The following is a 22,785-nucleotide window of genomic DNA, read 5'->3' as shown; positions in this document are numbered from 1 at the left end:
CCCGTCTCATGCCTGAAAATCAAAGTTTGCTCAATAAAAAAAGCAAACTACCGAAACGATAGTTTGCTGCGCTAACTAAAATTATAAGTTTTGTTATTTAAGTTATGAGAAAAACCGAGCAAACCAGTTTTTCCCTTTCTTCTTTTCTTTTTCTCTAATAATTCCCATCATATTTTCTTTTACTGCCCCCACATAATCGGCATCGTCATGTTGAATATGGTTAATTAACCATTTTGCTAAAATTTCTTGTAGCTCTTTTTCAATGGTATGTCCCATTTCAAAACGTTCACGATATAATTCTATTTTTTTAATAAATAAGTCATGAACCCGTTTATGCGGAACTCGATATTTATAATCTGCCTCTTCTTGTAAACTTTCTTCGAACGTAAAATGTGATTGTGTATAGTCAATAATATTATCTAGAACATCTTTAATACGACGTCTATCTTCATCATCTCTTACTTCATCAATCTCATTAATATAATCAAGTATTCGTTTATGTTGCTCATCAATAACCTCAATACCCGTATTATATTCTGAAGCCCATTTCATCTTCATACATCTCCCCAATGATGTTCAATGACTGTTGCATAAACTTCATGATATATTTAAAGGATATAAATAAAAACAAAGCTATTTTGTCGGCTTTAGCAAACAAAAACTTAAAAAAATATAACCACTTGTTTTAATTTAATTTTTTAATATTTAACCAACTAAAACAATAAAGTATTATTTAAACAATATATTTTATATTCATGTAAAAATTATATAAATCAATCTTATAGATATATTTTAAATCTACTTTATATTAATACTGATCTGCCCGAGTAATACGCTTAAGTTCTGGATTTTTCTGTTCGCGTTTTAATCTTTCTACTTGAGTTATTGCGTTTTTAATCGGCTTCCCCTGCTGAAATAAAATCATTTCACCGGGTTGATAAGCTGTCCAGTTTTCATTATGTGTTAAAGGTTCTGTTGTTATAACTGCAACACGATCTTCAGGTGTAGTAACTTGACTAAAGTCAACTTCAACATCCAAGTCAATTAAATGGGCCTGATTAAATGGATATTCTCGAACCAACCAATGTAATTTAGTTATCGCATAACTAAATAATGCCTTTCCGTTCGATAAGCAATAATTAAATGTGCCGTATTCAGCAATTTGTGGAGAAATTTTTTCTAATACTTCAAATATCTGCTCAAGAGTTGGTTCTTCATAACCAAAAGCTTCAACTAACTGATCTAGCAAATAACAAAATGCACGTTCACTGTCCGTATTACCCACAGGCGTAAAACGTCCACTCAGTGGTGGGTTAAAATCATGTAAATCACCATTATGGGCAAAAATCCAATGACGCCCCCATAATTCCCTCATAAAAGGATGAGAGTTTTCTAATGTAATTTTACCTTGGGTTGCTTTACGGATATGCGCGATCACATTACGCGATTTAATAGGATAATTACGGATAAGATCGGCAATTGGAGATTCAACTGCCGACTGGTTATCAACAAATAGTCGGCAAGCCTTATCTTCGAAAAATGCAATACCAAATCCATCACTATGATCTGAGGTAATTCCTGCACGCTGTGAAAACCCACGGAAAGAAAAAGTGATATCCGTTGGTGTTGCACAATTCATTCCTAATAGCTGGCACATATCGCTTTTAAACTACTTCTAATTACCCCATCTGCTCTATTGTGCATGAGAGTAAAATCGCTTGCAAATCTCAATATGTGCTGGCTACTAGAAAATAGGACATATGATTAACGCTGACCCATTTTATTCATAACAAATGAAGTCGCCACTTTATTCACTTCCAGAAATACAAAATAATCCAGACAGTTAAACTTTTCATCAAAAAATGCCTGTTTCGATAGTTTTGACTGCATACTCAAATACATTTGAAACAGTTTTGGCATACGCTCATCTTGTGGAAAACTAAACTCAGGATATTCAGGTTCATAGATTTTTTTTGAAAGAATATCAATTGTTTTGCTTTCAGATAATTGCTGAATCTGGCGATGCGTGTAGTACGCTCTAGCCAAATTATCTTGCAAATGAATACTGACACAGCCCATCAAATATTTAGCACGCATTGACCACAACACTTTAGGTGCAAGATTCATCCAAAGCGTTGAAAGAGCCTTACCATTACGAAAGCGTGGATGCACACAGGTACGTCCTATTTCTAACACATTCGGAAGGTGTGATAACTGAGGAACAATATCAAACTCATGTGCGCTGTAGCTTTGTGCAATCTCATGACCTTGGAACAGTTTAAGGCGAGTATATGCCACAATTTCTCCAGTCCACTTTTCACGTAGGACCGCATGCTCACAACCAAAATCATAAATATCTTGGTCTAAATTATCTTCAAAATGAATTCCAAATTGTTGGCTAAATTGCTGTGCACGAAACCGTTGTACATCTTGTAATTCTTTTAAATTATCAACCCATTCAAAACGAAATTGTGTCTGATTTATTGCTTTATGACGATTTAAAGGTAAAGTCCAGGTTTGGCGATATTGATTAAGTTTTTCCAGCATAATGAACGCTCCTAGTGACACCCCCTACACTAGTCAAAGCTCATGACAAAAAAATGACCAAAATTAAATGATATAAAAAAAGACCACTTAGCGTGATCTTTTAATAAAAACACTAAATTTAGTGAGCTGCGTTTGTACGATTTGAAATTAGCGTACCTACACCGTGATCTGTAAAGATTTCAAGTAATGTCGCATGTGGTACACGACCATCTACAATGTGTGCGCTTACAACACCACCTTTTACAGCATCAAGCGCACAGCCTACTTTAGGAATCATCCCACCATAGATGACACCAGTCTCGATTAAACGATCAACTTCTTGAGTCGTTAAACCAGTTAACAGGTTTTTATTTTCATCTAATACACCAGTAATATTGGTTAACAGAATTAATTTTTCTGCGCCCAATGCTTCGGCCACCTTACCAGCCACCAAGTCAGCATTGATGTTATAGGTGTTGCCTTTTTCATCTACACCTAATGGTGCAATAACAGGAATAAAGTCACTTTGGGTAAACATTTCTAACACATCTGTTTTTACCCCAGTCACTTCACCTACCATACCTAAATCAATATGTTTGATAGAACCATCTTCTTCTTGTTTTTCCATTAAGAGTTTACGGGCACGTAATAGGTTGCCATCTTGACCTGTTAGACCAATAGCGCGGCCACCATGCTTATTAATTAAATTAACAATAGATTTGTTTACGCTGCCACCCAATACCATTTCAACCACTTCCATAGTTGCTGCATCGGTAACACGCATACCATCAATACGGTTAGACTCACGACCTAATTGTTTTAAAAAAGAGTCAACTTGTGGACCACCACCATGCACAACAACTGGATTTAAACCCACAGTTTTAAGTAAAACGATATCTCGTGCAAATGAACTTTCGAGCTCTGGATCAGTCATTGCGTTGCCACCATATTTCACCACTAGCGTCTTACCAGAAAAACGTTGAATGTATGGCAAAGCTTCAATCAAGATTTTTGCTTTGTCGACGCCGAGATGCTGATCTTGTGGCATTGCGCCTCTCCTTATTAGGACTCAGAAAGTTCTTGTGCAATTTGCGGGTAACGCTCTTGCAACATATCAATAAATTTTTGCTGGATTTCCTTTAAACGTAAAGGATTATCCGCATCAAATCTTACAGTAAAATACTCACCCGTATTTGATGCTCGAATAATGCCAAAACCGTCATCAAAATCAAGACGTACACCATCAATTTTACTCATATCAGCACCTAAACGATGGCTCAAAATTTCAATATCTTGTAGTACATGCATAGGGTCGGATTGATGGGTACTAATATAGGTATCTTCGGTACAGCATCTTTCTGGATAAATAGAAAATAAATCAGAAATTGTTTTAGCTTTAGATTGAGTGAAATATTCCATTACACGCAGTGCAGCATATATACCATCATCATATCCAAAACCACGTCCGTCATTAAAAACATAATGACCAGCATATTCACCACCAAAAATGGCGTGACCTTTGGACTTAGATAAATATGTACGGAGGAAACTACTTCCCGTACGAATCATTTTTGCCTGACCACCAAGTTGCTCTACAGTTCTTTGAACCATACGCGAGCATTTCACATCAAATACAATTTCTTTTTCTGGTTGTTGTTCAAGGCACATTTGAGCAAACAACGACAATAGACGATCAGCTGTAATAATGTTGGCTTTCTCATCAACCAATACAACACGGTCGCCATCACCATCAAGAGCAATACCTATATCTGCCTCTTGCTCAATAATTGCTTTACGTAATGCTTTCAAATGCGAAGCATGTGAAGGGTCGGGAGCATGATCAGGGAACTCACCGTTAGGGTTAGTACGTAAGGCAATCACCTCACAACCCATTTTTTCAAGGATGAGTTTTGAGCAATGTCCTGCCGAACCATGTAAGCCATCTAATACGACCTTTAAAGGACGCTTGAGTTGAATATCTTTTAAGATGGCTTGTTGGTATTCTTTGCAAAATTCTGATTTAAATTGAGGAGTTTTTAATTCTAATAATGAAATTGTATGAGTAGATGTATAAGTTTGAGCAAATTCACCAACTTGCTGAATCATTTCTGGAGATGGAGGCTCACCTCTTAAAATCCATTTAATACCATTATCTGATTTAGGATTATGGCTAGCCGTCACCATAATGCCATTGCTACCAAACTTCCGTGCGAGATAATACATCATCGGGGTTGAGCAACAGCCAATGTTTGTAACATTTAAGCCCTGTTCTAATAAAAACTCTTCGATTAAATGCGCGTAGGCTGGGCTTGTTAGGCGGGCATCATAACCGATGACCAGTTGATTTTGTTTTGCTTGTTTATATTGTTGCGCCAATCCGTAGGCAATTGAACGAACAACGTCCGTGGTTAAATAAGAAAGTTTGCCTCTAATATCGTAAGCACGGAAAATATTTTTTGGGAATGAGTGTCTTACATTCATAGCGTATCTTCTATTTAAAGATCAATCTGATCTATCGCAAAAAACATAGATTATTCAAAATTTGAAAAAGGTGTTTGCTAAAAAAATTAAAAGAATATGAGTAAAGCGTTTTGTAATATAATTCATTGTAACATTCAAGGCATAAAAAGAAACACCTGTAAATCAGGCGTTTCTTTTCATTATTTTTTATAAGTAAATTATTGTTTCCCAGTGTGACCAAAGCCACCTGCTCCACGTAAAGTTTCTTCAAACTCTTCCACTTGCTCAAATTCAGCCTGCACTACGGGCACTAGAACATATTGAGCCAAGCGCTCACCTGGTTCTAAACGGAATGTCGTTTGACCACGGTTCCAAACCGAAACCATCAATTCACCTTGATAATCCGAATCAATCAAACCAACTAAATTGCCAAGCACAATGCCGTGTTTATGGCCTAAACCTGAACGCGGTAAAATTAAACCAGCAAAATTTACATCATGAATATAAATTGCCATACCTGTTTTAACTAAAACAGTTTGTCCTGGTTCAATATCAATTGCTTCATCTAAACAGGCACGTAAATCTAAACCCGCTGAACCTGCTGTTGCATATGAAGGTAAAGGCCACTCTTTACCTAAACGCGGATCGAGCAATTTAACTTGAACTTTCATGGGATTTCCTAAAAATTAAAAAAATTAACGCTTTAATAAAGCTTTCAAATTTGCCAAATATTGTTGAGCCTGTTCTTTAGGGTCAACATTTGCTGCAATTTTCTTTTTACGCCCTAACCATTCGAGCTCATCTTGCGGAAGCTCATCAAGAAAACGGCTTGGGGTCATCTGTTTCATCTGTCCACCATTTTTACGCTGCTCAGCCAGAGTCAACGTTAACCCTTGGCGGGCGCGGGTAATTCCCACGTACATGAGACGGCGCTCTTCCTCAATCGTTTCTGCTGCAATTGAGTTTTTATGAGGCAATAATTCTTCTTCAAGACCCATAATGTACACATATGGGAATTCCAAACCTTTTGCCGCATGCAGAGTAAGTAAGTTAACTTTGTCTGTATCTTCTTCTTCCTGTTGCTGCTCTAACAGATCAAGCAGAACCAGCTTTCGAATGACACTTTCAATGTTCTTTTCATCCACATCTTCTGCACGATTAATCAGATTTTGAATACTGGTAAATAAATTTTCGATGTTATCGAATTTACTTTTCTCTTGTGCAGGGGTTGCTGACTGCTCACGAACGTAATCCATATAGCCCGCTTCGTTCATCATTTGACGAACTTTAGGCACAGGTTCATCATCTTCTAACAACTCACGAGTAAACGTCGCGATAAAGTCGGCAAACTCATGCAGTTGAGTTTCTGCCTTTTTAGGTAGCACCATACTTAAACGCTGGTCAGCAGAAGCACCAAGTAAAGACAGATTATTTTCTTGTGAGAATAAACCTAACTTCTCTAGAGTAACCGGTCCGATTGCACGTTTAGGGGTATTAATAATACGCAAGAAAGCACTGTCATCTTCAGGGTTAATAATAAGACGCAAATAACTCATCACATCTTTAATTTCTGCACGAGCGAAGAATGAAGTACCACCAGATAATTTGTACGGAATCTGCATTTGGCGAAGCTGTGTTTCTAATACACGAGCCTGAAAGTTACCACGGTATAAAACTGCATAATCTTTCCAGTTTTTACCATTCATGAGCTTATGAGTAAGTAAGTCTTTTACTACGCGCTCTGCTTCATCATCATCATTACGACAAGTAATAATTCTGATGACTTCACCATGCCCTTTATCACTCCACAACTTTTTATCAAAAATATGCGGATTATTTTGAATGACACAGTTCGCTGCTTTTAAAATACGGCTAGTCGAACGATAGTTCTGTTCAAGTTTAATAATATGTAAATTTGGAAAGTCCTGTTTCAGCAAAGCCATATTTTCAGGCTTGGCTCCACGCCATGCGTAGATCGACTGGTCATCGTCACCTACCGCCGTAAACTGCCCCATTACTCCAACTAAAAGTTTGACTAAAATATACTGAGCCGTGTTGGTATCTTGATATTCATCGACCAATAAATAGCGAACACGGTTTTGCCATTTATCACGTACTTCTGCATTTTCTTGTAGTAAACGTGTTGGCATAACAATTAGGTCATCAAAATCGACTGCATTGTAGGCACGTAAATTACGTTCATAAAGTTGGTAAAGATGGGCAAATTGTACGTCTTCAGGCGTTTCACATGTTGAATGCGCTTGCTCTGGCACGATCAGATCATTTTTCCAATCTGAAATTTTCTTCATTGCCTTGGCAATTAATTCTTTGCTTTCTGCACCCGACAAATTATCACGATGCATCAAATCCATCAAAATACGTTTACAGTCGTCTGCATCTAAAATCGAAAAATTAGCTTTTAAAGGTAAATTCTTAAGTTCTAAACGTAAAAGATTTAAACCAAAAGTATGGAAAGTAGAGACTGATAAACCTTTTGATTCTTCACGTGATAAAAGCTTGGACACACGCTCTTTCATTTCACGTGCAGCTTTATTTGTAAAGGTCATCGCAGTTATACGATGCGCCGGAATACGGCATTGCTGCACCAAATAAGCAATCTTACGAGTAATTACCGATGTTTTGCCTGAACCAGCACCAGCAAGCACCAATAGAGGGCCTTGAGTATATTTCATGGCTTCTTCTTGCTTGTTGTTCAATTGACTGGCAGATGACATCGTGTATTACCTCTTAATTTTTCGAGCATGATTATAGTCATCTCTGTTTTAGAATCCCAATAGTAAATCTACGGATATGTATAAATGATGTCTAATAATGCAATTTATGCGCCGCAGCTTGTCGTGGTTGTTTATTATTCAAAGCCCATAAAAAAACCACCCGAAGGTGGCTTTTAATACAATAATTTAAATCTTATTGTTTTGCATAGATGCTGATTTCTACACGACGGTTTTGTTCTTTACCAGCTGCAGTACTGTTGTCTGCGATTGGGTTAGATGAACCATAGCCTTGCGCGTCGATACGGCCAGCAGATACGCCTTGGCTTGCTAAATAACTACGTACTGATTGAGCGCGTGCTTGTGATAATGGAATGTTGATTGAATCATTACCAGTGTTATCAGTATAACCTGTTACAAGAATTGCGCTCTTGTTATCTTCAGCCAAAGTTTGAGCAACTTTGTTTAAAGTTGCGTAGAAGTTTGGCTTGATGTTTGATTTGTTTGTATCAAAAGTAATGCTACCAGGCATAATCAATTGAACAGAACCATCTGGGTTACGGCCAACGTTTACGCCAGTACCCGCCATTTGTTGACGTAATTTTTTCTCTTTATTGTCAAGATATAAACCACCAGCACCACCAAGAACTGCACCGATTGCCATTGCACGGTTATTCTGAGCGCTACTACCGTTACCAATACCTTTAGAAATACCGTAACCTAATGCTGTACCAAGTACTGCGCCTACTGCTGTTTTGTCATATTCAAAACCGTTGCCGCCATTCCCTGTAGTTTGGCAACCAGAAAGAACCAAACCAGCCCCGATTAGTGTTGAAATCGCTAATGCACGCATTGCATGCCTCCTCACATTTGTGTGTTTTGTTGTCTGGATGAATAATGAAACAAAAAGGAAGTATAAAACATTGATATTTTGTTAATAATAAACAGTTTAGTTAGTTTTTTGTAATATTTTGATGCACTTTAAGGCGCTCACTCATCACAATTTCTTCATTGTTATCTAAGATACCGTTGTATTTCATTTCACGATAGTTATAGTTGAACAACTTTCTATGGATTTTAGATATTCGGGGTCATTTATATGTCAACTGCACCCAATAAGCAATCTGCGCTAAAAAAAATTACACGTGGACTCACTGTAGGTACAGTCATCACAGGTAGTACTTTTTTTCATGGACCACCTGTATTGGCTTTAGGTTTGACTAAGTTATTAAATAAATCCTCTAAAATTGATGAAACCAATATTCAGATTACAAACAGCTGGCTTGCTGTCAATAACTGGCTCATTGATCATGTTTTACCTAATTTAAAATGGGACATTACGATCGATGAAGATCTTGATTTGAGTATGCAAGGTCGTTACTTAATGACATGTAACCATCAAAGTTGGGTTGATACTACTGTAAACCAGTATTTTGGATTAACCCGAATGCCCCTCACCCGCTTTTTTACCAAATGGGAACTCATTTTTATTCCTTTCGTTGGTCAAGCCTTTAAAATTTTAGGCTTCCCAATGATGAAGCGTCATACCAAAGAGCAAATCGCGAAAAACCCAGAACTCAAAGACCGAGACATGATGGAAGCGCGCAAAGCCTGCGAGCAGCTTTTAAGCCAACCTTTTACATTATTAAACTATTTGGAAGGTACCCGTTTTACTCAAGAAAAACATGATCAACAGAAATCTCCCTATAAACATTTACTCAAACCTAAAGCGGGTGGTTTAGCACTTGCATTAAATATCTTGGGTGACAAAATTGATGCTTTGGTTGATATGACTATTGTTTATCCTGACGGTGTGCCAGATTATGGTGATTTTTGGTTAGGTGATGTTTCACAAATTGCGGTAAATCTCCGTAAACTTGAAATACCGGCTTGGGTACTCGGCGGGAATTATGAAGATGACCCAGTTTACCGTGAACGCTTTCAACAATGGGTGCATGAACTCTGGACTGAAAAAGATCAACTCATCGAACAAATGAAAGCTCGATATACTACTTCAACTCATTAAAAGCATTTATAACCATGCAAAACAGTGCCGGAAAACAAGCAAAATATCACCATATCAACTCAAGCAGCGTTTCTTTTAAGCTGTTTTTGATTTATGACATCTTTATGGTGTTTATCATTATTTTCAATCTGTTCTGTCTTGCAGCAAATTTCTTTTTAATGAGCAGTATTGGGGCATGGTTTTTTGAACATATTCACTTGCCCCAAGTACTCATCTTTTATAAAACCTACTTACACCCTTGGGTGATTACGACTGAAGCTTGGTTCATTGCTTTTTTAATTACCGAATTTGTTGTCCGTTGGGGTATTTCTATTGTTTACAAACACCATAAACGTTGGTTTTTCTTCCCCTTCATTCATGGATATGAAATCTTAGCCATCATTCCACAATTGCGTTTTTTACGTTTATTTCGCGCTGGTATTATCGCATACCGTCTATACGAATTAGGCTATCCGATTATTCCTGAAAGCTGGAGAAAAAATGGTCTATTCTACTACCGTGTAATTATGGAAGAACTATCTGACCGTGTTGTTATTACGGTGATTGATGGTATTCGAAGTGAGCTTCAAACCAGTTCAACACATAAACAAATTATTCACGAGCTAATTAATCACCATCGCGAGCAATTTACACTTACCCTCACCTCTATATTACAAGAGTCTTTAGCGACTGCTTTAAAAGAACAAAAACCAATAATCACAAAAGGTGTTGGACAGATTGTTGATCAAGCAATAGAAGATACACCTGAGCTAACCCAGTTATTAAGATTGATCCCCCTTGTAGGTGGACGTATTGAACAGCAAATTCAAAGTATTGGTCAAAGACTCGGTGAAAATATTAGTGCCGGTTTAATCGAACCTTTAATTGAAGGATCAAAAGAACAACCCAATGCAACTTATCAATTAATTTCAGAAAAGATCAGTAACGTGAATATTAATAATCGTCAGCTTGAGCAACTTGTTGAATCTGTCGTATTCGAAAGCCTTGAAGCAATTCGCAAACAAGTTAAAGTCAAACAGTGGCAACAAACGCTTTCGGAGCATGATCGAATCAAAGAATAAGCATTTACTTAATTTTTTATGAATCTCGCTAGAGAATTGGCACAAATTGTTCTAGCATTTGCTCTATTTACAATAAACTTAACGATATTACAGCTCGTTTTAACGCCTTGAAGGAAGACTTATGGCTGATATCCGGATTACCGGCAGAATGGTTAACTTTAGCAGGATAACCTTCGACACCAATGATCATGATGTGATCCGCCAGCAATTATCAAATATTTTAAATGAAGGTTCCTATCAAGGAACTGTCGTTATTATAGATAGTACTGTTGAGCAAGAGTTGATTGCTTTAATTCAGCTGTTGGTGAGTTTAGGATTACAACCTATGGCGGTCATCGACGGTATATTAGGTGATGAAGCACGTGCTATTCAGTTCCCTGTATTACCCGCAGATCAGCCCTTACAACGCATTAAAGCAACCACTGAACAAGTCGCGATTGTAGAAAAACCTGCAACAGCTCCTGCCTCGTCTTCAGCAGAAACAAAAAAACCACTAAACAAGATAGCGGTTGCTCATATTACCTCTTATCATGATGAAATTTTGCGTACAGGCCAATCCCTCGTACAAGATAACGGCGATATTATTTTAAAAGCTGGCATGAATAGTGGTTCTGAAGTGATAGCATCAGGAAATATACATATTTATGGCACAGTTCGTGGTAGAGTCATTGCTGGTGCGGGCGGGCACGCAGCTGCACGCATTTTTTGCCAATCTTTAGAGGCTGAGCTCGTTTCCATTGCCGGAACGTATTGTGTCGCAGATGATATCCCTAAACATGTGGTAAAAAAGCCAGTACATATTTATTTAAATGAAAAGCAAGAGCTTGAATTTGAAGCGATTGAACTTTAATTTATTAAGCAAATCACCAAAAAACAGCCCTTTTAAGGGTGTATGACCATAATAGGAGTGGATTCGGTGGCCAAAATTGTTGTCGTAACATCAGGCAAAGGTGGTGTAGGTAAAACTACAACGAGCGCATCTTTTGCAACAGGTTTAGCCCTTCGTGGTCATAAAACTGTTGTTATTGATTTTGATGTAGGCTTACGTAACCTTGATTTGATTATGGGTTGTGAGCGTCGTGTTGTTTATGATTTTGTCAATGTTATTAACAACGAAGCACGTCTGCAGCAAGCCCTTATTCGCGATAAAGATATCGAAAACCTTTATATTTTGCCGGCTTCACAAACACGTGATAAAGATGCATTGAGCGACGAAGGTGTTGCTCGTGTTATTGATGAGCTAGCTCAAGAGTTTGATTACATTATCTGTGACTCACCTGCTGGTATTGAACGTGGTGCGATTTTAGCCATGTATCATGCAGATGAAGCAATCATTGTAACGAACCCTGAAATCTCTTCAGTACGTGACTCTGACCGCATTATTGGTATGTTAGATAGCAAAACCAAAAAAGTTGAACAAAACGAAGGACGTATACGTAAACACTTATGTATTACTCGTTTTAACCCTGAACGTGCTGACCGTCAGGAAATGCTAACAATTGATGATATTTCTAAAGATATTTTGCGCGTACCGACATTAGGTGTTATTCCAGAATGTCCAAGTGTATTACAAGCATCAAATGAGGGTAAGCCAGTAATTCTATACTCAGAAACTAAAGCTGGTCAGGGTTATGATGATTTGGTTGCACGCTTTCTTGGCGAAGACCGTCCTTATCGACACATCACAGCTCAACCTAAAGGCTGGTTAGCACGACTATTTGGAGCGTAGTTATGGCAGGATTCTGGAGTAAATTATTTAGCAGTGACGAAAAGCCATCAAGTGCTCAAACTGCCAAAGATCGTTTGAAAGTTATTGTTGCTTCTGAACAAGGTTTAGGCCGTCGTTTAAGCCAAGATAAGATTGATCAGATGAAGAAAGAAATCATGCAAGTGGTTAGTCGTTATGTAAGTGGTGTAGGTGAACAGCATATCCAAATGCAAGTTCGCTCTGAAGCCAATATCGAAATGTTAGAAATGAATATCAATTTACCTGAAGAACGATAATTCTATTTCTGACTATTCAATAAAACAGAATCAAGGCAAAATAACGCAAGTTATTTTGCCTTTTTTAAAACTGAGGAGATTGTCATGGCATTATCACAGCCAGCAACTTTCAATGAAGAATGGTCCGATGAGCGTGTTTTTGCCTACCTCAACCAACTTCCGCCAGCGGGTGTGAACGCAGATTTTCATGTGCTCTACCATGCATTCAAACATATGCGTCCAACAGACTATGAACGTCTTTTGACTCAATTTATTGCGGATGGACGCGATATTAATGCCAAAGACCCTGAAGGCCAAAGCATCCATGATGTGATTACCAAATTTCCGCGTCAATCGGCACCATTTTTAGAAGTACTAGCAAAGTTTGCTTAAAAAATAAAAAGCCTCTTAAAGAGGCTTTTTTCTTACATAAATTTATCGATTGCCAATCAGGAAAATACCAAACACAGTAAAAATACCACCTGAAATACCATCAATCCATTTTGAGAAATTACGGTAAGCCACTCTGAAACTCGGTAACGAGAAAATAAAAGTGACAAAGCAGAACCATAAAATCGTTTCAACCGTGACAATAATAAACAGTAACCAATGAACCTGATCAAGTTGAGGATTGGCTAAAAATAAAGAGAAAACGCTACCAAAGTAAATAACAGCTTTAGGATTTGATAGATTCGTTATAAGACCTTTAATAAAAAATAAGTAAGGTGCTTTTGGCAGCTCTACAGCAACAGTGTCCTCTTGCTGATTTTTTGAAAAAGCCGAACGTAACATCTGATAGCCCAGCCAGCATAGATATAAGCCACCGGCAATCAGCAAACCTTGTTTTAACCAAGCCATTTTTTCAAAAATAAGATTTAATCCCATCAGCGCCAAACAAGCCCAAAACATAACACCTGCTGTTATACCAGCAACTACTAACATAGCGTCTTTACGTGATCGACTAATAGCTGTTTGAGATACTAGAAAAAAATCAGGGCCGGGAGTAATCAGTGCACAAAAATGAATAAAAGCTAAAGTAATAAGAGCCAAGAACATGTTTTCTCCTAATCTGTTTCATTGTTATTTATTTAGGAAAAATACATTACCACTTTTTACTATACGATAAAATATCTAAGCTATTTAAAGGGTGTATTCATTTTATTTTACTCATAAAAAAAGCCTCCGAAGAGGCTTTTAGTCAATTCATATTAAACTAAAATATCTCGTTTACCATTTGGTCCCATTGCGCTCACAATACCGTTCTCTTCCATTTGGTCGATGATACGGGCAGCACGGTTATAACCAAGGCTAAATTTGCGTTGTAGCGAAGATGTAGAAGCTTTGCGGGTTTCTAAAACAAATGAAACACATTGGTCATAAAGTGCATCACGGTCAGAACCGCCCTCACCGTCTTCAAAACCACGTGAAGTCGGCTCTTCGTCAAATGGCGTTAAGATCTCATCGACATAATCAGGTTCACCACGTTCACGCCAAGCATCACAAATACGGTTTACTTCATCATCACTAATGAATGCCCCATGCACACGCTCAGGTTCGATTTTACCAGGCCCCAAGAACAGCATATCACCATGACCAAGCAGATCTTCCGCACCGCCAGCATCCAAAATAGTACGAGAGTCAATTTTACTGTTTACACGTAAAGCTACACGCGTTGGAATATTGGCTTTAATTAAACCCGTGATCACATCAACAGACGGACGTTGAGTTGCAAGTAATAGATGAATGCCCGCAGCACGAGATTTTTGCGCTAAACGCGTAATCATTTCTTCTGCTTTTTTACCGACCTGCATAATCATGTCGGCAAACTCATCTGCCACAATTACAATAGATGGTAACGGTGTTAAACGAGGTGCACGTTCTTGTGTTGCAGAGTCACTTGGTTTCCATGTTGGGTCAATTAGATCTTCCCCATTCGCAATTGCTTCTTCAACTTTACGGTTGTAGTCACTTAATTTACGAATCTTTAAGAACGACATTAGCTTATAGCGACGTTCCATTTCATTCACACACCAGTTCAACGCGCTTACTGCATCTTTCATGTCAGTAACGACTGGAGTTAATAAATGAGGAATATCATTATAGTTTGCAAGTTCAAGTTGTTTTGGATCGATTAAAATCAAACGCAACTGGTCAGGTGTATATTTAAGCAACATCGATAAAATCATCGAGTTTACCGCAACGGATTTACCAGAACCCGTCGTACCAGCAACCAACATGTGCGGTGCTTTCGCTAAATCAGTTAATACTGGATTACCTGAAATATCTTTACCCATTGCCATACTGATTAATGCACTTGGATCACGATATGTTGGTGTTTCCAATAGTTCAATCAAACGCACCATTTCACGGGCACTGTTTGGCACTTCAATACCAATATACGGTTTACCAGGAATAACCTCTACCACACGCACAGAAGCCATCGACATTGAACGAGCTAAGTCACGCGAAATATTCGTTACTTTAGATGCTTTAACACCTGGCGCCAAATCTAACTCAAAACGGGTGACTACTGGCCCCGGTTGAGCTTCAACCACTTGAGCCTTCACATTAAATTCTTGTAACTTAATTTCCAGCAATTCAGATAAACGCGAAAGCTGCTCTTCAGTAAAGTTAACTTTCTTATTCGGATCAACCTTATCAAGCAACTCAAGGCCGGGTAATGTTGGTAAATCCAAACGCTTCTTAGCAACCTGCATTGCACGAGACATTGGTCGGCCCGATGCATCTGTTAATGGTGCATCTAAATCGAAATCGTCTTCATCAATATCAGGATTTTCCTGAGGTTTCCCTGCGGTTTCCTGCCAAGCCTCAATAAACTCTTCTTTTGAAAGTTTATCGGCCTGAATTGTCGTTTGAATAGGAGCTTTTACAAATGCTGAAGACTGAGCATAACTACTTGCTCTGACAGGTTCTGCTGGCGCAATATCTTCATCTATTAATAAATCATCAAAGTCTTCAAAAATTTGTTCATTTGCTAAATTTTTAGGTGACTGATTTACATTCGATAAAGGTGTAGAAGCTTCTTTCGCAATATTCACCGACTGAGAAGTAGGTTCTGCGTCTACATGCTGATCTTGAACAAAGGGTGTATGCACATCTGTTGCAGTTTTGCTGTTTGGCACCGCAGCGAGCAATTCATCAAAAATCTCATCGTCATTCCAATCAAGACCATGTAAGTCTTGTTTAGTTGTAGGCTGAGTTTGATGAACTTGAGAAATAGTTTGCTGGAATTGCTCATGAGCAGGAGCTTGTTCAGTTGAATCATCTGCTGCTCTTAAAAGCGCATCAATTTCATGCTTATGGCTAGCATCATCGCGTTGTAAAGCACGCCATACCTCACCCGTAGCGACTAAACGTTGGCTATCTTGTTCAAGCTTGTGGGCTTGCTCAAGCGTATGCTCAAAGTTTTGAGTATTTGCAACTGGTGTGTCTACTACAGGTTCAGGTCGGCTCTGCTCTTTTGCTAGCACATCTGCAAATAGGCGCTCAGCAACCGCATCATGTCGTGTTGTCGCAGGTTGAGTACTTTCAGACTGGACTGAGGCTACTTTCTCACTTGAAGCATTTGTCTCTACTTTTTCAGCAACTTTAACCGCTGGAGTTTTTTGAGCAGGCTGAGTTGTTAAATCATAATCCGATTCGCTCGGTGATACATTTTTATAAAATAAATCTTGTAAATAACTTGGTGTCGCTTTAAGCGTAATCCATGTTTTGCTCCATTGCACCCCAAATGCAAGAGTAAACAAGACCACTCCGAAAACCAGTAAAAATAGAGTCGCACCATAAATTGTGAGCAATTGAGATAGGCTCTGACCCAACTCATAACCAATAATTCCCCCAGCTGCATTATCTAAAGTATCTGCTGGTACATTCCAGTGTAAATAAAGCAGGCTAGACACAACCAGAATTAAAAAGAATTGTGCAGCATAACGAAATGGGCGGTTTAAAAAACTACGTGGCCACCACACCTGAATTGCTTCAATAAAAAGGAAAATTGGAATAAGCAAACTTGCCCATCCTAAAAAACCAAACAGCAAATCTGCAATCCATGCACCGGCAATACCACTTGCATTGGATACTTGCTGAGTATCACTGGAAATATGCATCCAGCCCGGGTCAAATGGTGTATATGTTACTGTCGCCAGAAACATATAAATGCCAAAAGAAACCAAGAATAATGTCATCAATAAGCGCTGTGCATAAACACTCGACACCGCAGTCATATACTGTCCTGTAACCCATTTAATTATTGGTTTAGAGATGTGAAGAACTACATTTTAGATCTTCAACGAATGAACTTTATATTATGCACCTGTTCTTACAAAAAAGGTGCATGATTCTTTACAGTTGTTGTTAACATGAGGCACTTCTATATTGTTATATAACTTAATTCGATTGACCTGATCAATATTATCCACATTGATTTAACGCTATTGATCGGTAAATTCACGTATAATTTTCAAAATTCTCGAAATAAATAAGGATACCCTCAATGAGTGCTCGTCATTCTCGGTTAATTATTCTCGGTTCTGGCCCTGCAGGCTATAGTGCAGCTGTATATGCAGCACGTGCAAACCTTAAACCTACTTTGATTGCAGGTTTACAGCTAGGTGGGCAACTTACAACAACAACCGAAGTTGACAACTGGCCGGGCGATCCTGAAGGTTTAACAGGTCCTGCATTAATGGATCGTATGCAAGCACATGCTGAACGCTTTGGTACAGAACTCGTCTATGACCATATTAACGAAGTGGACTTAAATGTACGTCCCTTTGTTCTTAAAGGTGATATGGAAGAGTACACATGTGATGCTTTAATTATTGCAACTGGTGCTACAGCTCAATATCTTGGCCTAGAGTCTGAACAAAACTTTATGGGACAAGGCGTAAGCGCATGTGCAACATGTGATGGTTTCTTCTACAAAAACCAAAAAGTAATGGTTGTAGGTGGTGGTAACACTGCTGTTGAAGAAGCGCTGTATCTATCAAATATTGCTGCACATGTAACGCTAGTACACCGCCGTGATAGCTTACGTTCTGAAAAGATTTTGCAAGATCATTTATTTGCCAAAGAAAAAGAAGGCAAAATCAGCATCATCTGGAATCATGAAGTTGAAGAAGTATTGGGTGACAATACTGGCGTAACAAGTGTTCGCCTTAAATCAACTCAAGATGACACTAAGCAAGATGTAGAAGTTCACGGTCTATTTGTTGCAATTGGTCACAAACCAAATACTGGAATGTTTGATGGCCAATTAAACTTACGTGATGGCTATATTCAAGTTCAAAGCGGTACTTCTGGTAATGCAACAGCGACTTCTGTAGCTGGTGTTTTTGCTGCTGGTGACGTAGCTGACAGTATTTATCGCCAAGCCATTACTTCTGCTGGGTCAGGGTGTATGGCGGCACTTGATGCTGAAAAATATCTAGATAATCTTTAAATAATAGATTTCTAGAGTTTAAAAACAGCCGTTCTTATAACGGCTGTTTTTTTAGAATAATGACTAGCTGACATATATTAATTTTTTTAGCATAACCTTAAAGCTCATTTTATTTTTATGAATACACTTCCACTCACGCAATTCATTTTTCCTGACCCTATTGAATCCGATCCGGATGGTCATGGGTTAATTTGTATTGGAGCTGATCTCTCCCCTTCTACTCTGTATGAAGCGTACACTCATGGGTTATTCCCGTGGTTCAATGAAGATGAGCCAATTTGTTGGTGGAGCCCAGAACCTCGTTGTGTCATCTACCCTCAAAATTACAAGCCAAGCAAGTCACTACTTAGAAATATGAAAAAATATGACTATGCAATTACGGTTAATCGGGCTTTTGAGCAAGTGATTCGCTCATGTTCTCTACCAAGAAGTTATGCAAACGAAACATGGATTAGTGAAGATATTATTCAGGGCTACTGTGAGATGTTTAATGCAGGCTATGGATATAGTGTCGAAGTCTGGGAACAAGACCAACTCGTTGGAGGTTTGTACGGCATTACGATTGGCAAAGGATGCTTCGGTGAATCAATGTTTAGTAATGAAACAGATGTTTCAAAGATGGCTTTTTATACATTAATGCTGATTGGACAAGAAAACCAGCTCCCTTGGGTGGACTGTCAACTTGTAAATAGCCACTTAATTAGCTTAGGAGCTTGTACACTTTCTCGTCAAGACTACTTAAAATCGTTACAAGATGTAATTATTCACCCTTCTATCAATTGGAAAAAGTATCAAGAAGGTGTATTTTCAAGTAAAACAATAGCATTAGATGCAAAATTAATGGAATGATAACAGGAGGGACCAATCATGAAATCATATCACCCGAAGTCCCTTTTAAATGATTTGCAGTATTATATTACTCCACCTCATGATTGCAGCTACCTAGAAAATAAATCGGCGCGCATGGTGTTTTTAGACCCTATTCATCGGATTGATGTGGTCACTCTTTCAGAATTGTCTCGTTTAGGATTTCGTCGTAGCGGTGACTTCGTTTATCGCCCTGAATGCCATTTATGCAGACAATGTTTATCTTGCCGTGTTCCAGTTGCCGATTTTCAAATGAACGGGATGCAAAAAAAAGCGTGGAAACGAAATCAAGATTTAACTATGACTGTTTTGCCTACTCAGCAAGCAGCACAAATTCATTATGATTTATACGAACGCTATATTAATGAACGTCATGCTGATGGAGATATGTTTCCACCTAGCTTAGATCAGTTTGAAAAGTTTTTAGTACATAGTTGTACAGATAGCTTTTTTCTTGAGCTTTGGAAAGATAACCGTTTAATCAGTGTATCTACCTGCGATCTAATGGATGATGGGCTATCTGCGGTCTATACTTTCTTTGATCCAGATGAACATCGTAGATCACTTGGTGTGTACTCTATTCTTAACCAAATCGAATATGTTAAATCGCTTGGTTTAGAATATCTTTACTTAGGCTATTGGGTACCCCATTCAGCTAAAATGAATTATAAATCGCAATATACTCCTTTAGAACTTTTGCTAGATGGACAATGGCGCCGTTTAAACAAATCTTTGTCACCAGAAGAAATTCAACAGTTAGGTACGTCGCTTATGACAACATTACCTTCTGAATGGAATAATTTAATTATTAAATAATTTTGATCCTGCCTGGTTATGAAATGTGATCAGATCGAAATTTAGAATAACGATGCAAAATCATCGGTACAGGTTTTTACCATAATGACTGCATGTTCCCGCCCGCCTTCTGGGGTAGGATAATAATTGCGACGGAGGTCAATTTGGTGAAAACCTGTTTTTTCATACAAACCGATAGCGGCTTTATTACTTTCACGAACTTCTAAAAATATTTGTACTGGTTGATTTTTTAATTGATCAATTGATGCATTTAATAATTCACACCCTAAGCCTTGACCTTGCATTTTAGGATCAACTGCCATAAGCAATAAATTTGCTTCATCTAATACGGGTTGTAAAATACAAAACCCCACTACCCTGTTTTGTGACTCAATGACTGTACATTGATAGGAATTCAAAGATTCTACAAATTGCTGTCTTGACCATGGATGTGTTTGCACTGATTTTTCGATTTGTACAACAATATCAACATCAGTGTTTTGCATAATACGAATCATGGGTTCCAGCACAATCAAAGTTTCAAAGTAATGCGTATTATAAAAACTTCACAAGAAAAAACGAGTAAAAAAAAGGACAATTGAATTGTCCTTTTTTATCACCTTTTCTAGAGACCTAGTTTTTCACGCCAAGTTGCTAACAGTGCTGTAGTGTCAGAATCATTTGGATGAAATTTTGGTCTTAAAAAATCAAGTAACTCTGGAATTTGACGTGTCATGAAACCTTTACGACCATACATAAACTTAAGCATGTACTTCGTATCTTTCCATGTTAATTTTCCATCGGTTTTTAATAGCTTGGCAGTGAAATGTGTCTGAGTGGCAAAAATTAATGCCATTGCAATAATTAAAGCTGTTGAACGCATGAAATAAGCTTTTGGCCCTTGTCCGTACATGCTTGTATATACATCAAATGCCACAGCCTTATGCTCATTTTCTTCTACTGCATGCCACATCCACAAATGATACATCGTGTTATCTTGGAACATTGCCTGAATTTCAGGATTTTGTAAAAGTTCAGCTGCAATGGTAGACGTAAAATGTTCTAGAGCACATGTTCCAGTCAAATCAATCATTTCTTTGGTGTAGCCAAAAGGTTTCATTAATTTGGTTACAGCAGCCGTACCCATCTTAATGACTTTGCCTGTTTGCTTTTCCATATGACGTACATCATATCCATAAGCCTGTGCTGAAGCATTAAATGCTAAATGTTCTTTCGAATGCATGGCTTCTTGACCGATAAAAGCGCTAATTTCTTTTTGAAGATCAGGATCTGCAAGTTTTGGATCATTTCGAACAGCACGTGTACTATTTACAAAGAACTGCTCACCCTCTGGGAAAAGAGCTGATAATGCTGTCATAAAATGAGTTAATCCTGCATCATAATTCGCCCAATAGCGAGGGACCTCAGCAAATTCAAAGTCCATACGACGCACAGGAAAACTAGCACCAGCACGATTGGAAATATTTACCTTAGCATTCATCTCAGACTCCTTTTAAGTGAATAGCTAATTCACATATAACTTTATTTATTTTCTTAATATTTATAATCATACGTCTTTCAATGTGCCAATTAAGTGCAGATGAGGACAGAGAAATATCAGATGAGGTCATTAATAACCCCATAAAGGTGCATAGACCTGCTAATCGTTATTGTTAGTACTTAAAAAGAAAAAGGGCTACTAATAAGCCCTTTCAAATCAACATAGATTTAAATTACAAACCTAATTTTGCTTTCCATGTTTTTAATAGACCTACTGTATCCAAATCATTTGGATGAAAACCAGGCTTAAAGTAAGCCAGCATTTCTTTAGCCATACCAGTAATGATACCTTTCGACGGGCTATATGCGTATTTATAAATCACCGATAGCTCATCCAGATTTAACTTTTTATCTTGCTTTAATAGACGAAGCACAAATGAAGACTGAATCAAAAAAATCAAAGTCATAGCAAATACTAGAGAACTTGTACGTAATGCATAAGCCTTTACACCCCTACCGAATACACCTTCGTACACGTCAAAAGCTACGGCTTTATGCTCATTTTCTTCGATAGCATGCCAATACCACATAGTTGACATAGTTTCGTCTGTCATCAACTCTTGAATATGTTTATTGACTAATAATTGTGAAGCAATCGTAGCGGTAAAATGTTCAAGTGCTGTTGTAGCCGTTAGGTCAACCATATCTTTGGTCATACCGAAAGGTTTGACAATTTTTACAAAAGTTTTAATTGCTGTTTGAATTGCCGTGTCGGTAAACTTCTCTAACGCTTCTACATCGTGACCAAACTTTTGAGCAGAAGCATTAAAATTTACATGCTCTTGAGTATGCATTGCTTCTTGCCCAATGAAGGCACTAATCTCTTTTTGCAATACTTCATCATCTTTAATAGATGGATGATAACGTACAGCCCGTACACTATCTATGAAGAATTTCTCACCTGCTGGAAACAAGGCCGACAATGCTGTCATAAAGTGTGTTAGTCCAGCAGAACCATTCATCCAATATTCTGGTACATCATTAAAGTCAAAGTTCATACGACGTACAGGAAAGCTCGCCCCTGCGCGATTAGTAATATTCACTTTAGCATTCATACCCAAAGCTCCTTAATAAGTAACCCAAGTTACTCAAACTTTATTGTTCGTTTTCTTGATTCTTATCATACAAATTTAATAAAAAGGATTAAGGGTAAATAAGGACATTGGAATATCAGTTAAGGCCAGCATTTATAGTGATTGTTAGACAATTAAACATAAAAAAAGCGCTCTAAAAAGAGCGCTTTTTTTCACTGAAAGTGATTATGCAGTTACTTTCGCAACAACACCAGCACCTACAGTACGACCACCTTCACGG

At 38.0% G+C, this 22,785-nt stretch carries 22 protein-coding genes; 9 read left to right on the top strand and 13 right to left on the bottom strand.

The window, feature by feature from the left end:
- Nucleotides 1–102: 102 nt before the first annotated feature.
- From I5515_RS11180 to I5515_RS11145, 8 genes are all read right to left on the bottom strand, one after another.
- A complete protein-coding gene (locus tag I5515_RS11180) occupies nt 103–558 on the bottom strand; it encodes a bacteriohemerythrin (RefSeq protein WP_199966733.1) in 456 nt (151 codons plus the stop codon).
- A gap of 250 nt (nt 559–808) precedes the next feature.
- Nucleotides 809–1,657 carry a class II glutamine amidotransferase gene (locus I5515_RS11175; protein WP_199966731.1) on the bottom strand — a complete coding sequence of 283 codons (849 nt, stop codon included), beginning with the start codon at nt 1,655–1,657 and terminating at the stop codon, nt 809–811.
- A 107-nt stretch (nt 1,658–1,764) separates the two neighbouring features.
- Nucleotides 1,765–2,547 (bottom strand): GNAT family N-acetyltransferase, encoded by a 783-nt coding sequence (locus tag I5515_RS11170; RefSeq protein ID WP_199966729.1) that lies wholly within the window; start codon nt 2,545–2,547, stop codon nt 1,765–1,767.
- A 118-nt stretch (nt 2,548–2,665) separates the two neighbouring features.
- Nucleotides 2,666–3,574, bottom strand: coding sequence for an acetylglutamate kinase (gene argB, locus I5515_RS11165; RefSeq protein WP_199966727.1), 909 nt, complete (start codon nt 3,572–3,574; stop codon nt 2,666–2,668).
- Between the two features lie 14 nt (nt 3,575–3,588).
- Entirely contained in the window at nt 3,589–5,007 is a 1,419-nt protein-coding gene (locus tag I5515_RS11160) for a phosphomannomutase/phosphoglucomutase (RefSeq protein ID WP_199966725.1), read from the bottom strand.
- Between the two features lie 197 nt (nt 5,008–5,204).
- Entirely contained in the window at nt 5,205–5,657 is a 453-nt protein-coding gene (dut, locus tag I5515_RS11155) for a dUTP diphosphatase (protein WP_002121799.1), read from the bottom strand.
- Between the two features lie 24 nt (nt 5,658–5,681).
- Entirely contained in the window at nt 5,682–7,721 is a 2,040-nt protein-coding gene (locus I5515_RS11150) for a UvrD-helicase domain-containing protein (RefSeq protein ID WP_199966723.1), read from the bottom strand.
- 193 nt (nt 7,722–7,914) lie between these two features.
- Complete coding sequence (locus tag I5515_RS11145; protein WP_199966721.1) at nt 7,915–8,571, bottom strand: OmpA family protein; 657 nt, start codon at nt 8,569–8,571, stop codon at nt 7,915–7,917.
- Nucleotides 8,572–8,817: 246 nt separating this feature from the next.
- Here I5515_RS11145 and I5515_RS11140 point away from each other — a divergent pair, with 246 nt between their 5' ends.
- The 6 genes from I5515_RS11140 (at nt 8,818) to I5515_RS11115 (ending at nt 13,181) form a co-directional block, all read left to right on the top strand.
- On the top strand, nt 8,818–9,744 hold the full coding sequence (locus I5515_RS11140; RefSeq protein ID WP_199966719.1) for an acyltransferase: 927 nt from the start codon (nt 8,818–8,820) through the stop codon (nt 9,742–9,744).
- Between the two features lie 14 nt (nt 9,745–9,758).
- Entirely contained in the window at nt 9,759–10,805 is a 1,047-nt protein-coding gene (locus I5515_RS11135) for a preprotein translocase subunit SecA (protein WP_199966717.1), read from the top strand.
- Between the two features lie 121 nt (nt 10,806–10,926).
- Nucleotides 10,927–11,655: a septum site-determining protein MinC gene (minC, locus tag I5515_RS11130; RefSeq protein ID WP_199966715.1), complete on the top strand. Its 729-nt coding sequence runs from the start codon at nt 10,927–10,929 to the stop codon at nt 11,653–11,655.
- A gap of 66 nt (nt 11,656–11,721) precedes the next feature.
- Complete coding sequence (gene minD / locus I5515_RS11125) at nt 11,722–12,534, top strand: septum site-determining protein MinD (RefSeq protein WP_199966713.1); 813 nt, start codon at nt 11,722–11,724, stop codon at nt 12,532–12,534.
- A gap of 2 nt (nt 12,535–12,536) precedes the next feature.
- Complete coding sequence (gene minE / locus I5515_RS11120; RefSeq protein ID WP_003653273.1) at nt 12,537–12,809, top strand: cell division topological specificity factor MinE; 273 nt, start codon at nt 12,537–12,539, stop codon at nt 12,807–12,809.
- An 84-nt stretch (nt 12,810–12,893) separates the two neighbouring features.
- Complete coding sequence (locus I5515_RS11115; RefSeq protein ID WP_199966711.1) at nt 12,894–13,181, top strand: PA4642 family protein; 288 nt, start codon at nt 12,894–12,896, stop codon at nt 13,179–13,181.
- A 42-nt stretch (nt 13,182–13,223) separates the two neighbouring features.
- Here the strand turns inward: I5515_RS11115 and rhtC are convergent, their stop codons facing one another.
- Both rhtC and I5515_RS11105 read right to left on the bottom strand, forming a co-directional pair.
- Nucleotides 13,224–13,844 (bottom strand): threonine export protein RhtC, encoded by a 621-nt coding sequence (rhtC, locus tag I5515_RS11110; RefSeq protein ID WP_199966709.1) that lies wholly within the window; start codon nt 13,842–13,844, stop codon nt 13,224–13,226.
- A 152-nt stretch (nt 13,845–13,996) separates the two neighbouring features.
- Complete coding sequence (locus I5515_RS11105) at nt 13,997–17,032, bottom strand: DNA translocase FtsK (protein ID WP_199966707.1); 3,036 nt, start codon at nt 17,030–17,032, stop codon at nt 13,997–13,999.
- Between the two features lie 269 nt (nt 17,033–17,301).
- On the opposite strand from I5515_RS11105, the gene trxB reads away from it, so the two are divergent.
- The 3 genes from trxB to I5515_RS11090 all read left to right on the top strand — a co-directional run bounded on the left by trxB (nt 17,302) and on the right by I5515_RS11090 (nt 19,932).
- The gene (trxB, locus tag I5515_RS11100; protein WP_199966699.1) at nt 17,302–18,249 is read left to right on the top strand and encodes a thioredoxin-disulfide reductase; all 948 of its coding nucleotides are present in this window, start codon (nt 17,302–17,304) and stop codon (nt 18,247–18,249) included.
- A gap of 117 nt (nt 18,250–18,366) precedes the next feature.
- The gene (gene aat / locus I5515_RS11095) at nt 18,367–19,098 is read left to right on the top strand and encodes a leucyl/phenylalanyl-tRNA--protein transferase (protein WP_199966696.1); all 732 of its coding nucleotides are present in this window, start codon (nt 18,367–18,369) and stop codon (nt 19,096–19,098) included.
- Nucleotides 19,099–19,116: 18 nt separating this feature from the next.
- Nucleotides 19,117–19,932: an arginyltransferase gene (locus tag I5515_RS11090; protein WP_199966694.1), complete on the top strand. Its 816-nt coding sequence runs from the start codon at nt 19,117–19,119 to the stop codon at nt 19,930–19,932.
- Between the two features lie 41 nt (nt 19,933–19,973).
- Here I5515_RS11090 and rimI read toward each other — a convergent pair whose 3' ends face one another.
- The 3 genes from rimI to I5515_RS11075 form a co-directional block, all read right to left on the bottom strand.
- Entirely contained in the window at nt 19,974–20,429 is a 456-nt protein-coding gene (gene rimI, locus I5515_RS11085) for a ribosomal protein S18-alanine N-acetyltransferase (protein WP_199966692.1), read from the bottom strand.
- Nucleotides 20,430–20,536: 107 nt separating this feature from the next.
- Complete coding sequence (locus I5515_RS11080; protein ID WP_199966689.1) at nt 20,537–21,412, bottom strand: metal-dependent hydrolase; 876 nt, start codon at nt 21,410–21,412, stop codon at nt 20,537–20,539.
- A 232-nt stretch (nt 21,413–21,644) separates the two neighbouring features.
- Nucleotides 21,645–22,526 (bottom strand): metal-dependent hydrolase, encoded by an 882-nt coding sequence (locus I5515_RS11075; RefSeq protein ID WP_199966687.1) that lies wholly within the window; start codon nt 22,524–22,526, stop codon nt 21,645–21,647.
- Nucleotides 22,527–22,785 lie beyond the last annotated feature (259 nt).

This window comes from Acinetobacter calcoaceticus (genome assembly GCF_016508255.1).
GTDB classification, from domain to species: domain Bacteria; phylum Pseudomonadota; class Gammaproteobacteria; order Pseudomonadales; family Moraxellaceae; genus Acinetobacter; species Acinetobacter calcoaceticus_E.
Note: the sequence above shows the minus strand (reverse complement) of the source record. Positions and strands in the feature narration are given on the sequence as shown.